10 protein-coding genes are annotated in these 16,201 nt (G+C 70.4%); 8 read left to right on the forward strand and 2 right to left on the reverse strand.

The features are described 5' to 3' along the window. Window positions 1-182: 182 nt before the first annotated feature. From ACFY1U_RS43415 to hflX, 3 genes are all read left to right on the forward strand, one after another. Entirely contained in the window at window positions 183-2,318 is a 2,136-nt protein-coding gene (locus ACFY1U_RS43415; protein ID WP_390699609.1) for a RelA/SpoT family protein, read from the forward strand. Between the two features lie 118 nt (window positions 2,319-2,436). After that, window positions 2,437-3,978: a M1 family metallopeptidase gene (locus ACFY1U_RS43420; RefSeq protein WP_390699610.1), complete on the forward strand. Its 1,542-nt coding sequence runs from the start codon at window positions 2,437-2,439 to the stop codon at window positions 3,976-3,978. A 146-nt stretch (window positions 3,979-4,124) separates the two neighbouring features. After that, window positions 4,125-5,618, forward strand: a complete 1,494-nt coding sequence (gene hflX, locus ACFY1U_RS43425) for a GTPase HflX (protein ID WP_390699611.1) — start codon at window positions 4,125-4,127, stop codon at window positions 5,616-5,618. Between the two features lie 84 nt (window positions 5,619-5,702). On the opposite strand, the gene ACFY1U_RS43430 is transcribed toward hflX, so the two are convergent. Then, entirely contained in the window at window positions 5,703-6,941 is a 1,239-nt protein-coding gene (locus ACFY1U_RS43430) for a trypsin-like serine peptidase (RefSeq protein ID WP_390699612.1), read from the reverse strand. A 268-nt stretch (window positions 6,942-7,209) separates the two neighbouring features. On the opposite strand from ACFY1U_RS43430, the gene ACFY1U_RS43435 reads away from it, so the two are divergent. The 4 genes from ACFY1U_RS43435 (at window position 7,210) to ACFY1U_RS43450 (ending at window position 14,123) form a co-directional block, all read left to right on the forward strand. After that, a complete protein-coding gene (locus ACFY1U_RS43435) occupies window positions 7,210-8,784 on the forward strand; it encodes a diaminobutyrate--2-oxoglutarate transaminase family protein (protein ID WP_390699613.1) in 1,575 nt (524 codons plus the stop codon). A 174-nt stretch (window positions 8,785-8,958) separates the two neighbouring features. After that, window positions 8,959-11,037, forward strand: coding sequence for an IucA/IucC family protein (locus ACFY1U_RS43440; RefSeq protein ID WP_390699614.1), 2,079 nt, complete (start codon window positions 8,959-8,961; stop codon window positions 11,035-11,037). Window positions 11,038-11,115: 78 nt separating this feature from the next. Then, on the forward strand, window positions 11,116-11,925 hold the full coding sequence (locus ACFY1U_RS43445) for a GNAT family N-acetyltransferase (RefSeq protein ID WP_390699615.1): 810 nt from the start codon (window positions 11,116-11,118) through the stop codon (window positions 11,923-11,925). 221 nt (window positions 11,926-12,146) lie between these two features. Beyond that, window positions 12,147-14,123, forward strand: a complete 1,977-nt coding sequence (locus ACFY1U_RS43450) for an ATP-dependent DNA helicase (protein WP_390699616.1) — start codon at window positions 12,147-12,149, stop codon at window positions 14,121-14,123. A gap of 153 nt (window positions 14,124-14,276) precedes the next feature. Here the strand turns inward: ACFY1U_RS43450 and lexA are convergent, their stop codons facing one another. Further along, window positions 14,277-15,056, reverse strand: coding sequence for a transcriptional repressor LexA (lexA, locus tag ACFY1U_RS43455; protein WP_115909488.1), 780 nt, complete (start codon window positions 15,054-15,056; stop codon window positions 14,277-14,279). Window positions 15,057-15,621: 565 nt separating this feature from the next. On the opposite strand from lexA, the gene nrdR reads away from it, so the two are divergent. Then, on the forward strand, window positions 15,622-16,182 hold the full coding sequence (gene nrdR / locus ACFY1U_RS43460; protein ID WP_115909489.1) for a transcriptional regulator NrdR: 561 nt from the start codon (window positions 15,622-15,624) through the stop codon (window positions 16,180-16,182). The last annotated feature ends 19 nt before the right edge of the window (window positions 16,183-16,201 follow it).

A 16,201-nucleotide genomic window follows, 5' to 3' on the forward strand; every position in this document is an offset into this window, starting at 1 on the left:
CGTAAACCTACAGACCTTCGCTCGAATGGGTGATCCGTTTCACGCTCGGCGAGAGGCGGTCAGCCGCACGTGATGGGCTCGGTAGCATCAAGCACCGGCCCGGACGGGGGACCGTTGCCGCCCCCTGAGCCGTGTCCGCCCTGGGGCACCCCGTCCGCCGGTCCACGCAGCCGGAGGTGCCCATGAGTGCGGAGGCCACGAATCCCGCGACCCCAGGTCCGGTAACGGGCCCGGCGGCGCGCTGGCGGGCGCGGATCGACCTGCGCCGTCTCGGCCGTGCCGCCCTGCTCGGCCCCGCCACCCGTGACCGGCTGCCCAGCGCCATCAGCCACGTCGTCGACGCCCACCGCGCCCACTACCCGAGCGCCGACCTCGAACCCCTGCGCCGCGCCTACGTGCTGGCCGAGTCCTCGCACCGCGGCCAGATGCGCAAGAGCGGCGAGCCGTACATCACCCACCCGCTCGCGGTGACGCTGATCCTCGCCGAACTCGGCGCGGAGACCACGACCTTGACGGCCTCTCTGCTCCACGACACCGTCGAGGACACGGACGTGACCCTCGATCAGGTCGGCGAGGAGTTCGGTTCGGAGGTCCGCTACCTCGTCGACGGCGTCACGAAACTGGAGAAGGTCGACTACGGCGCCGCCGCCGAACCCGAGACCTTCCGCAAGATGCTCGTCGCCACCGGCAGCGACGTCCGCGTGATGTCGATCAAACTCGCCGACCGGCTGCACAACATGCGCACCCTCGGTGTCATGCGCCCCGAGAAACAGGCCCGCATCGCCAAGGTCACCCGCGACGTCCTCATCCCGCTCGCCGAGCGGCTCGGCGTCCAGGCGCTGAAGACCGAGCTGGAGGACCTGGTCTTCGCGATCCTCCACCCCGAAGAGTACGAACACACACGGGAGTTGATCGTCGACAACGCCTCCCGTGCCGACGATCCGCTCGCCGAGATCGCCGACGAGGTACGAGGCGTGCTGCGCGAGGCAGACATCCCGGCCGAAGTCGTCATCCGGCCGCGGCACTTCGTCTCCGTCCACCGCGTCGCCCGCAAGCGCGGCCAGCTGCGCGGCTGCGACTTCGGCCGCCTGCTGGTGCTGGTGAACGAGGACGCGGACTGTTACGGCGTCCTCGGCGAACTGCACACCTGTATGACGCCCGTGGTCTCGGAGTTCAAGGACTTCATCGCCGTCCCCAAGTTCAACCTGTACCAGTCCCTGCACACCGCGGTCGCCCGCGCGGACGGCCAGGTCGCCGAAGTCCTCATCCGCACCCACCAGATGCACAAGGTCGCCGAGGCCGGCGTCGTCGCGCTCGGCAATCCCTATGCCCCGCCTCCGGAGGACAACGCCCCGGCCGACGGCGAGCGCGTCGACCCCACCCGCCCGGGCTGGCTCTCCCGCCTCCTCGACTGGCAGGAGGCCGCGCCCGACCCGGACACGTTCTGGTCCACCCTCCGCGAGGACCTCGCCCAGGACCGTGAGATCACCGTCTTCCGGCCCGACGGCGGCACGCTCGGGCTGCCCGAGGGCGCCACCTGTGTGGACGCCGCGTACGCCCAGTACGGCGAGGACGCGCACGCGTGCATCGGCGCCCGTGTCAACGGCCGCCTGGCGACGCTGAGCACGGTCCTGCGGGACGGCGACACCGTCCAGCTCCTCATGGGCCAGGACCCGGCCTCCGAGCCCTCCAGGGAGTGGCTGGAGCACGCCCACACGCCGGCCGCCCGTATCGCCATCCAGCGGTGGCTCGCGGCCCACCCGACGCACGAGGAGGCGCAGGACCCGGCGCAGGCGAGGGCACAGGAGGCCGACGAGGAGCCCTCGGCCGCTCTCCGGCCCGCCGCGGAGGGGCTCACCTCGCGTCCCACCACCGCCGACATCACGGTCGACCAGCCCGGCGCGACCGTACGCCTCGCCGGCTGCTGCACTCCCGTACCGCCCGACGAGGTGACCGGCTTCGCCGTGCGGGGCGGTGTGGTCACCGTCCACCGTGTCGAGTGCGCCGCCGTGGAGCGCATGAAGAGCGGGGGGCGCGCGGAGGTCGACGTGCGCTGGGGGGACACCACCGAGTGCCGGGTGACGCTGCTCGCCGAATCGTTCGTCCGCCCCCATCTGCTGGCTGACCTCACGGAGGCCATGGCCCTCGAAGGCGCCGAGATCGTGTCCGCGACGATCGAACCTCCGACTCAGCAGCGCGTCCGCCACACGTACACTCTCCAACTTCCGGACGCGGCCCACCTGCCCGCCCTGATGCGGGCGATGCGCAATGTGCCGGGGGTCTACGACGTGAGCCGGGCGCAGACGCCGGGCGGGTGAGCGCCGGGCCGCGCGCCCCAGGGCGCCGGAGCCGCACACCTGCACCCGACCTACCCATTCGGGTGGGCCGAACGCGAGTCGTCGCCGTCCGGCACGCGCGCGCTGATAGCCGTGATCCATGCTGCTCACCCCGCGCTCCCAGGCCCCACGACCGCACCGCCCGCGTCCCGGCACCGCGGCTCGGTTCCGCCGCCCTCCCGGCCGCCTGAAGGCGGCCGCACTGCTCGCCTCCGCCGTCTCCGTCTGCCTCCTGGCCGCGAGCTCGCCCCCGACCCCCCTGGGCATCGGCGACCGCCTCTACCCGGACCTCGGCAACCCCGGATACGACGTGCAGTCGTACAACCTCTCGTTCACCTATCCCGGCACCAACAGCGAGCCCCTCCAGGCCGTCACCACGATCAACGCCTCGACGACCGCGGACCTGGACCGGCTGAACCTCGACTTCGCACACGGCAAGGTCGAATCGGTCCAGGTCAACGGTGAGCCGGCCACGTTCACCAGCGCGGGTGACGATCTCGTCGTCACGCCCGCCAGGCCACTGCCCCGGGGCACCTGGACGCGGATCACCGTGCGGCACACCAGCGACCCCGTGGCCGCCAAGGACCAGGACGGCGGCTGGGTGCGCACCGAGGACGGGCTCGCGATGGCGAACCAGGCCGATGCCGCACACCTGGTGTTCCCGTGCAACGACCACCCCTCCGACAAGGCGCTGTTCACCATCCGGATCACCGCCCCCAACGACTACACGGCCGTGGCCAACGGCCTGCCGACCGGCGTGGAGCGCGGCCCCAAGTCGACCACCTGGACGTATCGCACCCGGCACCCCATGGCCACCGAGCTCACCCAGGTGTCCATCGGCCGCTCCACCGTGCTGCACCGCACCGGGCCGCACCACCTGCCCATGCGCGACGTCGTGCCCACCAAGGCCGTCAAAGAACTCGAACCGTGGCTCGCCAAGACGCCCGACCAGATCGCCTGGATGGAGAGCAAGGTCGGCCACTACCCCTTCGAGACGTACGGCCTGGTCATGGCGCAGGCGTCCACCGGCTTCGAACTCGAGACGCAGACGCTCTCTCTCTTCGAGAGAGAGCTCTTCACCGGCCACACCTACCCCAAGTGGTACGTCGAGTCGATCATGGTGCACGAGCTGTCCCACCAGTGGTTCGGCGACAGCGTCAGCCCGCAGACCTGGTCCGACCTGTGGCTCAACGAAGGGCACGCCACGTGGTACGAGGCGCTGTACGCGGAGGAGGTGGGACACAAGCCCATGGAGACCCGTATGAAGGCCGCGTACGCCGCCTCCGACGGCTGGCGCGCTGCCGGTGGGCCACCGGCCGCGCCCAAGGCGCCCGACCCCGGCCAGAAGATCAGCATCTTCCGGCCGAACGTCTACGACGGCGCCGCGCTCGTGCTCTACGCCCTGCGCCAGGAGATCGGCCGCCCTGCCTTCGAGCGCCTGGAAAGGTCCTGGGTGAGCCTCCACCGCGACGGTACGGCCACCACGGCCGACTTCGAGCGGCTCGCGTCCAGGATCTCCGGGCGCGACCTGAGCGGCTTCTTCGAAGGCTGGCTGTACGGCAAGAAGACCCCGCCGATGCCCGGCCACCCGGACTGGAAGCCGGCGGCACCCGGCGCGCAGGCTGCGAAATCCGCGAAATAAGGCGATGACCGGACGGGCCGTGCCGTGCGACCATCTTCGGGTCGGCGCGGCACGGGTCGCGGGAATCTCCCGGGCTACTCGTACGTTGTCCACAGAGACCGGTGTCGCGATCGCCGTACCGGCATCCCCATCGACGTAAGGATCCAATGACCTCCTCTTCATCCCCTTCCCAGGACGCTGAGCGCTTCGCGCACACCTACCCCGAGCGGCTTCGGGCCGATGCCCTGATGGAAGAGGACGTCGCCTGGAGCCACGAGATCGACGGAGAGCGGGACGGCGACCAGTTCGACCGCTCCGAGCGCGCGGCTCTGCGCCGTGTGGCGGGCCTGTCCACCGAGCTCGAGGACGTCACCGAGGTCGAGTACCGCCAGCTCCGCCTGGAGCGTGTCGTGCTCGTCGGCGTCTGGACCACGGGGACCGTGCAGGACTCGGAGAACTCCCTCGCGGAGCTCGCCGCCCTCGCGGAGACCGCGGGCGCGCTCGTGCTCGACGGTGTGATCCAGCGCCGCGACAAGCCCGACGCGGCCACCTACATCGGCTCCGGCAAGGCCTACGAGCTGCGGGACATCGTTCTCGAAACCGGCGCGGACACCGTCATCTGCGACGGTGAGCTCAGCCCCGGCCAGCTCATCCACCTCGAAGACGTCGTCAAGGTCAAGGTCATCGACCGTACGGCCCTGATCCTCGACATCTTCGCCCAGCACGCCAAGTCCCGAGAGGGCAAGGCGCAGGTCGCGCTCGCACAGATGCAGTACATGCTGCCGAGGCTGCGTGGCTGGGGCCAGTCGCTGTCCCGGCAGATGGGCGGCGGCAAGGGCGGCGGCCTCGCCACCCGTGGTCCCGGTGAGACCAAGATCGAGACGGACCGGCGACGGATCCGCGAGAAGATGGCGAAGATGCGCCGGGAGATCGCGGAGATGAAGACCGGCCGCGAGATCAAGCGCCAGGAGCGCAAGCGCAACAAGGTGCCGTCCGTCGCCATCGCGGGCTACACCAACGCGGGCAAGTCCTCCCTGCTCAACCGTCTGACCGGCGCCGGTGTCCTGGTCGAGAACGCCCTGTTCGCGACCCTGGACCCGACCGTCCGCCGGGCGGAGACCCCGAGCGGCCGCCTGTACACGCTGGCCGACACGGTCGGTTTTGTCCGGCATCTGCCGCACCACCTGGTCGAGGCGTTCCGCTCCACCATGGAGGAGGTCGGTGAGTCCGACCTGATCCTGCACGTGGTCGACGGCTCGCACCCGGCGCCGGAGGAGCAGCTGGCCGCGGTGCGCGAGGTGATCAGGGACGTCGGCGCCACCGACGTGCCCGAGATCGTCGTGATCAACAAGGCGGACGCGGCCGACCCGCTGACCCTCCAGCGGCTCATGCGGATCGAGAAGCGCTCCATCGCCGTCTCGGCCCGCACCGGCAAGGGCATCCAGGAGCTGCTCGCACTCATCGACAACGAGCTGCCCAGGCTGTCCGTCGAGATCGAGGCGCTGGTGCCGTACACCCACGGCAAGCTGGTCGCCCGCGCGCACGACGAGGGCGAGGTGATCTCCGAGGAGCACACCCCGGAGGGCACGCTGCTCAAGGTGCGGGTGCACGAGGAGCTGGCGGCGGACCTCGCGCCGTATGTCCCGGCGCCGGCGGTCTGAGCCGCAAGCCGGATCACCGCAGAATCGAGATCGCCAAAGGCCCGCCCCCTCACCGAGGAGGCGGGCCTTTCAGCACGAGCAGGTCTACTGACCGGCGAACTTCTTGCTCACCGAGTCGTACACACCCTTGGCCACAGGGCCCAGCCGCGGTCCGGCCAGCCAGCCCGAAGTCACCGGGCCGATCGAGGTGTTGGACACCAGAGCAGGCTTGCCGTCCGAGCCGGTCGCGACCCAGCCGCCCCCGGACGAACCGCCCGTCATGGTGCAGCCGATGCGGTACATCGTCGGGTCCGAGGCGTTGATCGACAGCCGTCCCGGCCTGTCGGTGCACTGGAACATCTTCTGGCCGTCGAACGGCGGGGCTGCCGGGTAGCCGGTCGCGGTGATGCTGGGAACCTTCGGCACGGCCGGAGCGTTGAAGTCGACGGGCAGCGCCGAACCGACCGTCTCCTCAAGGGACTTGCCGTTGCCGCCCTTCTCCGGCGTCACATGGATGACGGCGTAGTCGTAGGAGGCACCGTCACCGCCCGTCTCGCCGCCCTTCTCGATCCACTGCTGAGAGGTCTGCGCCCAGTCGCCCCACCAGACGCCGTACGGGGCGGCCTCCTCCCGGGTGGCGTTCTGCAGCTGGGCGGCCGACCTGCCCGCGTTGTTGTACGACGGCACGAACGCGATGTTGCGGTACCAGCCGCCCTTCCTGCCGGCATGCACGCAGTGGCCCGCCGTCCACACGAGGTTCGACTTGCCGGGGTGGGCCGGGTCCTCCACGACCGTCGCCGAGCAGACCATCGTGCCCTCGGGGGAGTCGAAGAACACCTTCCCGGACGCCGCCGCGTTGGCGTGATACGTAGGCGCCACGGCCTTCGCGTCCACAGGCGCCGGCGTGGGGTCGGTCACGCCCTGGTCACCTGAGAGGTCGTTCTCGTTGACGCCCTTGTCCGGGTCGTTGGCCTTCCGCATCCGGTCCGGATTCCACAGACCCTTGATGATCGGGTTGATGAATTCGTCGGCCTCGCGCAGCCACTGGTCCTTGTTCCAGTTCTTCCAGGCGCCGTGCTTCCACTTGTCGATGTCGAACCCGTGCTCTTTGAGCTTGTTCTTGATGTCGTCCGGGATCTTGATCTTGCCGTCGCCGCTGCCGGCGGTGTCACTCGCGGAGGCCGAGGCAGAAGCCTGGCCGTCGGCCTGGTCGGTGCCCGAGTTGCAAGCGGTGGCGGTGAGCGCCAGCGCCGACGCGAGGGCAACGGCGGCAAGAACGGGGGAGGTTCTGCGGCGGCTGCCCCCCTCTGGGCGAACGGTGACGGACGGCCTCATGGATCGCATGCGCTGACTCCCCCTGGGATGAACTGAACAAATCGAGTACTGCGGCCGTGAACACACCCTCGAAGCAGGTGATCTCACGTCACTTCACGGCTTCTTGGAACGGCCTCACACACTATGCGCTCGCTGTGGGGGACTTCCGATGGAACGGCAACGGTTCCGTCACGGAAGGGATCTTGAGGCAACCCGTAACCCGGTGAGCGTCGGGGGGTTGGTACCGGTGGGGGTTCTGCTGTCCGTGTGCGGTTCCCCGGTGGGAGGACAGGGAGTCGTGGCCGAGTCTGCATGCGGCGGGAGTGCGTCCGAGGGGACTCTTGGGCGGCGTGCCGCCGTTGAGGAGTCCGCGACCGGGCGGGCCGCGCACGAGGGGATCCTGCGGCGGCAGTCGGCGCGCGAGTCGGCGGCGCGCACCTATGCGCGGGCCCTGCCGATCGTGCCCGTGCGGGCCCGGGGGCTGACCATCGAGGGCGCCGACGGCCGCCGCTACCTCGACTGCCTCTCCGGAGCCGGGACGCTCGCCCTCGGCCACAACCACCCCGTGGTGCTGGAAGCCATCCGCAAAGTCCTCGACTCGGGTGCCCCGCTGCACGTCCTCGACCTGGCGACACCCGTCAAGGACGCCTTCGTCACCGAGTTGTTCCGCACCCTGCCGCGCGGCCTCGCCGACCACGCGCGCGTGCAGTTCTGCGGGCCGGCGGGCACCGACGCGGTGGAGGCCGCGCTCAAACTCGTCCGCACCGCGACCGGCCGCACCGGACTCCTGGCCTTCACCGGTGCCTACCACGGCATGACCGCCGGAGCCCTTGAAGCGTCCGGGGAGGCCTCGGACGTACGCGTCGCCCGCCTGCCGTATCCCCAGGACTACCGCTGCCCCTTCGGCGTCGGCGGGCCCCGCGGCGCCGAACTCGCCGCACGCTGGACCGAATCCGTCCTCGACGACCCCAAGTCGGGGGTGGGCCGTCCCGCGGGGATGATCCTGGAACCCGTCCAGGGCGAGGGCGGGGTGATCCCCGCGCCGGACGAATGGATGCGGCGTATGCGAACGATCACATCGGCCCGCTCCATCCCGCTGATCGCCGACGAGGTCCAGACGGGGGTCGGACGGACCGGTGCCTTCTGGGCGGTGGAGCACAGTGGCATCACCCCCGACGTGATGGTCCTCTCCAAGGCCATCGGCGGCAGCCTCCCCCTTGCCGTGGTCGTCTACCGCGACGACCTCGACGTCTGGGAACCCGGCGCCCACGCAGGCACCTTCCGCGGCAACCAACTCGCCATGGCCGCGGGCACGGCCACGCTCGCCCACGTCCGCGAGAACCACCTCGCCGAGCGAGCGGCCACCCTGGGTTCCCGCATGATCACCCAACTCCGCTCTCTGGCACGGGAGTTTCCCTGCATCGGGGATGTCCGGGGACGGGGACTGATGATCGGGCTGGAGCTCGTGGACCCGGAGGGCGATCGCGAGGGGCGCGAGGGCGGGGCCGACCGCTCGGCGGATTGCCGGCCCCTCACCAGTGGGACGACTCCGGCAGCGGTGCCGGATTCCCGCGCCGGCAGCCCGCGCCCGGCCGATCCCGAGCTCGCGGCCGCCGTCCAGCGGGAGTGCCTGCGACGTGGCCTCATCGTCGAAGTGGGGGGCCGCCACGCGAGCGTCGTACGGCTCCTTCCGCCACTGACGATCAGCGACGAACAGGCGGCTGCCGTGCTGGACCGACTGGCCGATGCCGTGGAAACGGCGGCCCGCGACCACTCCGGCCGACCACCTGGCATACGACGGCCCCACGGACCTGGTCCCCAGCACCGACGACAGGGCGAGCGCGCCGAGCGGGCGGGACACACCGGCACCTGATGCGTGCCCGCTCGTACGTGCCGTCCGTACCGACGTCCAGGCCTGCGCATGACTCGCACCCCCTGAACGTCTCGAACCCCTTGAAACCAGGACGCCCATACCTCCACTTCGCCGGCAGCGCAGTAAGGCCCAGGTTCGTCACCGCAGGAACCAGAACCACCCACGAGGACCGCCTTGAACCCCACCCCCGCATCCGACGCCCGAACCCACGCCCCCGAGCGAGGCCCCTCCGAAGCAGCGCCCTCGCAGCAGATTCCCCCTGCGCCCGTGGCCCCGGAGCGGCCACGCGGGAACCGGAGCCGGGACGGCCGTTCCACGGAGCGGGTTCCGGAGCAGCGCAAAGTCCCCGTCGCCGAGAGCCCGCGTCACGCCCTCGTCGATCTCCTCGAGCACCCCGACCCGCACACCGCAGCCGAGGCCGCGGCGGTCGAGAACCTGCTGCGCTGCTGGGTGCGCGAAGCCGGCCTTCCCGCCCCCGAGGACGGCACCGTCCGTATCCCCCTGCCCGCCAGCGGCACGGCCCTCCTCGCCCCCGTCCATTACTGGTCCCCGACGGGATGGCACCGATTCGGTCTCCCGTTCCTCGCCGACGCCCCCGCGCATTCCCGACCGGCCGACGCGGTCACCATCGCCGCACTGCTCGCCAGGGAAACGGCTGACCGTGGCAACGACACGGCCGCCCTGCCGGCGACCGCCGGAGCCACGACCGACGGTGCCTGCCGTCCCGGGATCGTCCAGACATCAGCCACCGGCCCCATCGCCTCCACCGTCGGCCCAGACCTCGTCGCCCGCGTCGCGGACTCCCTCCGTCGTACGGTCACGTTCATCCGCGAGCGCCGGGAGCGCCCCTCCGACGGACCAGACCTCTTCCTCGCTGCCGAGCAGGCACTCGTGCTCGGGCACCCGCTGCATCCCACTCCGAAGAGCCGCGAAGGTCTCTCCGAGGCCGAGGCGCCGTCGTACTCACCTGAGTTGCGTGGCTCCTTCCCCCTGCACTGGTTGGCTGTCGCCCCTTCTGTCCTCGCGTCGGACTCCGCCTGGACCGAGCGCGGCCGTCCCGTCCCCGCGCCCCAGCTCATGGCACGGCTCGCGGAAGCCGAGCTGACGCTTCCCGACGGCTACGCGGCCCTCCCGTTGCATCCTTGGCAGTTGCGCGAGGTGCGGCAACGCGCCGACACCTCCCCCCTTTTCGATGCCGGGCTCCTCCGTGACCTCGGTGCGCATGGCGCACCCTGGCACCCCACCTCCTCCGTACGCACCGTCCACCGGTCCGGCTCCCCCGCCATGCTCAAACTGTCGCTGGGCCTGCGGATCACCAACTCCCGTCGCGAGAACCTCCGCAAGGAACTGCACCGCGGTGTCGAGGTCCACCGCCTCCTGCGCAGCGGCCTGTCCACGCAGTGGCAGGCTGCCCACCCCGGATTCGACATCGTCCGTGACCCGGCCTGGCTCGCGGTCGACGGCCCGGACGGCAGCCCCTCGGCCGGTCTCGACGTGATGATCCGCCACAACCCGTTCAACCCGTCGGACAACGTCTCCTGCGTCGCCGGGCTCGTCTCACCCCGTCCGCACTCCGGGACAGGCAGCAACTCGGCGGGCGCAGCGCGCCGTCCGGAGGACGGACCGCCTCCCCTGCAGTCCCGGCTCGCCGCCGTCGTCACGCGCCTTACGGCCCGGACCGGCCGTCCCCGTGCGGCCGTCGCCGTCGAGTGGTTCCTGCGCTACCTCGAGCAGGTCGTCCGGCCCGTGCTGTGGCTGGACGCCGAGGCAGGGATCGCCCTGGAGGCCCATCAACAGAACACGCTGCTCCTGCTGGACGCGGACGGCTGGCCCGCCGGCGGTCGCTACCGAGACAACCAGGGCTACTACTTCCGGGAGTCCCGACGCACCCAGCTCGACGCCCGGCTGCCCGGCATCGGTGAGCACAGCGACACCTTCGTCTCCGACGAGGTCACCGACGAGCGTTTCGCCTACTACCTCGCGATCAACAACGTGCTCGGCCTCATCGGTGCCTTCGGCTCCCAACGCCTCGCCGACGAACGGCTGCTGCTCGCCGCCTTCCGCCACTTCCTGAGCGACGTCGCCTCCGGCCCTGCCCGGTTGGGCACGTCACTCCCTGCCCACCTGTTGGACTCACCCGTCCTGCGCTGCAAGGCCAACCTGCTGACACGCCTGCACGGCCTCGACGAACTCGTCGGCCCGGTCGACACCCAGTCCGTCTACGTCACCATCGCCAACCCCCTCCATTTCTGAAAGCCACCGCCGACCCCCGTCAACTCCCTTCGCTTCTGAGGAACATGCCCCATCCCGTCTTCTGAGAGGAGCGGCGCCGTGCCTCCCACCGACGCCAGCGCACACGCAGCCACCGCCCCCGGCACCGACCTCGGCGCCGACTCGAGCCCCCTTGCGGCCGAGAGCAGCACCGGTGTGGGCACGGACAACGAGGACACGCTGGACCTGCGTCTGCCAGACGAACTGCTTGCGCTCTTTGCAGCGGAAACCGACTCCGAGGAGCCACCAAGCCGGTGCGAAGATCCAGCAGCGCCCGGTTCCGGCACCAGAGCCGACGACGACCTCCTTGACCGTGTGGCCGACTGGGGGCCGGTGGTGACACCCGCGGGTGTGTTCCACCTTGTCCCCGTGCACGTCGAGCGGGACCTACCGCTGATCAGCCGCTGGATGAACGACCCTGCCGTCGCGGAGTTCTGGGGGCTGGCCGGCCCTCCGACCCTGACCGACAGCCACCTACGGGCTCAGCTCTCCGGCGACGGACGCAGTGTTCCGTGCCTCGGCGTGCTGGAGGGCACACCGATGAGCTACTGGGAGATCTACCGGGCGGACCTCGACCCAGTGGCCCGCCACTACCCCGCTCGGCCTCACGACACCGGACTGCACCTGCTCATCGGCGGAGTGGCCGACCGAGGCCGCAAGCTCGGCAGCACCCTGCTCAGAGCCGCAGCCGACCTCGCCCTCGACAAGCGGCCCGCCTGCGCACGTGTGATCGCGGAACCGGACCTTCGCAACACCCCCTCCGTCGCCGCCTTTCTGAGTGCAGGCTTCCGGTTCGCCGCCGAGGTCGACCTGCCCGCCAAGCGGGCCGCCCTCATGATCCGAGACCGGTCCCTGCGCGATCTGCTGTGACTCCGTGTCGTAGCGGCATCACTTTTGGTACACCTCGGCGCCGATCCGGTTCCCGTTCCCCCGCATCCGGTTTTCCACAGCGCCGGTCCCAGGGCATCCGGGCCGATCTTCCCGAGCGATCCATTCCGACCCTCACCCGAGGAGCACCCGTTCTTGATCCCGCCCCTCGTCCCCGTCGAGATCACCCGTTTGTCAGTGCCGGGTCGTAGGGTGGTCGCGCTATGACGAAGCCCTCACTCCCCGAACTCCTGCATGCTGCCGTCACTGCCGTCGGCGGTACGGAGCGCCCCGGCCAGGTGACCATGGCCGAAGCCGTCGCGGAGGCGATCGACGACGGTTCCCATCTGCTGGTCCAGGCCGGCACCGGCACCGGAAAGTCGCTGGGCTACCTCGTGCCCGCGCTCGCGCACGGGGAGCGTGTCGTCGTGGCGACGGCCACCCTCGCCCTGCAGCGCCAGCTCGTCGAGCGGGATCTGCCGCGTACCGTCGATGCGCTGCACCCCCTGCTGCGTCGCCGCCCGGAGTTCGCCATGCTGAAGGGCAGATCGAACTACCTGTGCCTGCACCGGCTCCACGAGGGCGTCCCGCAGGACGAGGAGGAGGGGCTGTTCGACCAGTTCGAGGCGGCCGCGCCCACCAGCAAGCTTGGCCAGGACCTGCTGCGGCTGCGCGAATGGTCGGACGAGACCGAGACCGGCGATCGCGACAACCTCACACCCGGCGTCTCCGACCGGGCCTGGGCGCAGGTGTCGGTCTCCTCCCGGGAGTGCCTGGGCGCCACGAAGTGCGCGTACGGCGCCGAGTGCTTCGCCGAGATGGCCCGCGAGCGCGCCAAGCTCGCCGAGGTGGTCGTCACCAACCACGCCCTCCTCGCGATCGACGCCATCGAGGGCGCCCCGGTCCTCCCGCAGCACGAGGTGCTGATCGTCGACGAGGCGCACGAGCTGGTCTCCCGGGTCACCGGAGTGGCCACCGGCGAACTCACGCCGGGCCAGGTCAACCGCGCGGTCCGGCGCGCCGCGAAACTGGTCAACGAGAAGGCCGCCGACCAGCTCCAGACCGCCGCCGAGGGCTTCGAGAGGTTGATGGAGCTGGCCCTGCCGGGCCGTCTGGAGGAGATCCCGGAGGACCTCGGGTACGCGCTCATGGCACTGCGCGACGCCTGCCGTACGGTGATCTCCGGGATCGGCGCGACCCGGGACAAGTCCGTCCAGGACGAGGACGCGGTCCGCAAGCAGGCGCTGGCCTCCGTCGAGACGGTCCACGACGTGGCGGAGCGGATCACCAACGGCTCCGAGTGGGACGTCGTCTGGTACGAGCGCCACGACCGCTTCGGAGCCTCCCTCCGCGTCGCCCCCATGTCCGTGTCGGGGCTCCTCAGGGAGAAGCTCTTCGCGGACCGCTCAGTCGTCCTGACCTCGGCCACGCTGAAGCTGGGCGGCGACTTCAACGGCGTCGGCGCCTCCCTCGGGCTCGCACCGGAAGGCACCGAGGGCGAGGACCTCCCGCAGTGGAAGGGCGTCGACGTCGGCTCGCCCTTCGACTACCCCAGGCAGGGCATCCTCTACGTCGCCAAGCACCTGTCGCGCCCGGCGCGGGACGGCGACCGCGCGGACATGCTGGACGAGCTGACGGAGTTGATCCAGGCGGCCGGAGGCCGCACCCTCGGCCTCTTCTCCTCCATGCGTGCCGCTCAGCTCGCCGCCGAGGAACTGCGCTCCCGGATCCCGGAGTTCCCGATTCTCCTCCAGGGCGAGGAGACGCTCGGCGAGCTGATCAAGAACTTCGCCGCCGACCCGAAGACCTGCCTGTTCGGCACGCTCTCACTCTGGCAGGGCGTCGACGTCCCCGGCCCCAGCTGCCAGCTGGTCGTCATGGACAAGATCCCGTTCCCGCGTCCGGACGACCCGCTGATGAGCGCCCGCCAGAAGGCGGTGGAGGACGCGGGGGGCAACGGCTTCATGGCCGTCGCCGCCACCCACGCCGCGCTGCTCATGGCCCAGGGCGCCGGCCGCCTCGTACGGGCCTCGGGGGACCGCGGGGTGGTCGCCGTACTCGACCAACGACTGGCCACGGCGCGCTACGGCAGCTATCTGAAGGCGTCACTGCCGGACTTCTGGTTCACGACGGACCGTAACCAGGTCCGGAAGTCGCTGGCGGCGATCGACGCGGCGGCGAAGAAGTCAGAGGCCGAATGAGCGAGGGCCGGTCTGTCGCGGTGGCGCGACAGACCGGCCCCTGATGCACAACACCCGCCGGCGGGGCCCGGACAGCACAGGGCCCCGGAACCGGCGCAGGGGTCCCGGGGCCCGGTCAGGGGGTGGTTCCGCACGAACCGCCCGCCGCAGCCGTCATACGCGCCGCAGCACTGCCACCACCTTGCCGAGGATGGTCGCGTCGTCGCCGGGGATCGGCTCGTACGCCGCGTTGTGCGGGAGGAGCCAGACGTGACCGTCCTCGCGCTTGAAGCGCTTGACGGTGGCCTCGCCCTCGAGCATGGCCGCGACGATGTCGCCGTTCTCGGCGACCGGCTGGCGACGTACCGTGACCCAGTCGCCGTCGCAGATCGCGGCCTCGATCATGGAGTCGCCGACGACCTTCAGGACGAACAGCTCGCCGTCACCGACCAGCTGGCGGGGGAGGGGGAAGACGTCCTCGACCGACTCCTCGGCGAGGATCGGGCCACCGGCGGCGATGCGGCCGACCAGCGGGACGTACGACGCGGCGGGCTTGCCGGCGGTGTCCGTGGGCTGCACGGAGGCGCCCTGGTCGGAGCCGCGCACCTCGTACGCGCGCGGGCGGTGCGGGTCGCGGCGCAGGAAGCCCTTGCGCTCCAGTGCCATCAGCTGGTGTGCGACCGAGGAGGTGCTGGAGAGTCCGACCGCCTGGCCGATCTCCCGCATCGACGGCGGGTAGCCGCGCCGCTGCACGGAGTCCCTGATGACCTCGATCACCCGGCGCTGCCGGTCGGTGAGGCCCGAGCTGTCCGCCCGGATGCCTGGAGGTCGGCCCGGCAGGGAGCGCTTGGGCCCCTCGGGATTCACGGCTTCGTTCATCGCATGCACCGGCTCGAGTCGGCCCTGGGAGCGGTCCTGGGCAGTGATGGTGGCACTGTCTGCGGTGGTGGTCACGTCGGCCCCTCTCGATGGTCTCCCTGCTGGACAACGGTAGTTGCTTTCGAAAGGTTGCGCCAAACACACGTTCGAGTGAAAAAACGCGGATCGCCGTACTTGATCATGTGTCTGGGTGTATAGCTAACGCGGCACCTGACGGACAAAAGGGTCCATTGTTGTACTCTTCACCGCCGGGGTGCTGACCTCGTGGGTTCCTGCCCCAGTCTGCCATCCGGCATTCCGTCAACCGGGCACAGGTCTCCATCTCTGCGGGAGCCCCACGTCGCCTCCCTGTGGCGCCCACGGTATCTCCGCATGTGCTGCAACGGTACGGCTGTGCACCCGCGGATCCGGTGCGCCGCACCGGTCGCGTGGCACATGCCCCTACGTGCACGACACGCGCGTAGCGAGTGCATGCATGGGCCAATCCCCACATGTAGTGGTTGGATTGCAGCAGCAGCCCAGAAGTTGTGGTCCCCCGGGTCTTCAGGTCTCTGGCGATCGCCTATGCTTGGGGCTGCTTCGAGGGGCCCATGAGGCCCAGCGAGGCTATTGAGTCTGCTGTGAGGAGGGTTGGGAGTTCATGCACTGCCCCTTCTGCAGGCACCCCGACAGCCGTGTCGTCGACAGTCGTACGACCGACGACGGCACGTCGATCCGCAGGCGCCGCCAGTGTCCGGACTGCTCCCGTCGTTTCACGACCGTGGAGACGTGTTCGCTCATGGTGGTCAAGCGGTCCGGAGTCACCGAGCCTTTCAGTCGTACCAAGGTCATCAATGGTGTGCGCAAGGCATGCCAGGGACGGCCTGTCACCGAGGACGCACTCGCCCAGCTCGGCCAGCGGGTCGAGGAGGCGGTGCGGGCCACCGGAAGCGCCGAACTGACCACCCACGACGTGGGGCTGGCCATACTCGGCCCGTTGCAGGAGCTCGACCTCGTCGCATATCTGCGATTCGCCTCCGTCTACCGGGCATTCGACTCGCTCGAGGACTTCGAGGCCGCGATCGCGGAACTCAGGGAGGAGAGGCGACCCGTCGCCGCGGACGACGACGACCGCGAGGACGCTGTCGCGGGGGGCCAGGAAGAAGACTGCGGGCCCGGAGGGACTGCTCAGGTCCCCGAGCCCGCCCACGCCGCCGACTGATCGGCGGGCCGGAACCGGG

This window comes from Streptomyces sp. NPDC001351 (assembly GCF_042896045.1).
Taxonomy (GTDB): Bacteria; Actinomycetota; Actinomycetes; order Streptomycetales; family Streptomycetaceae; genus Streptomyces.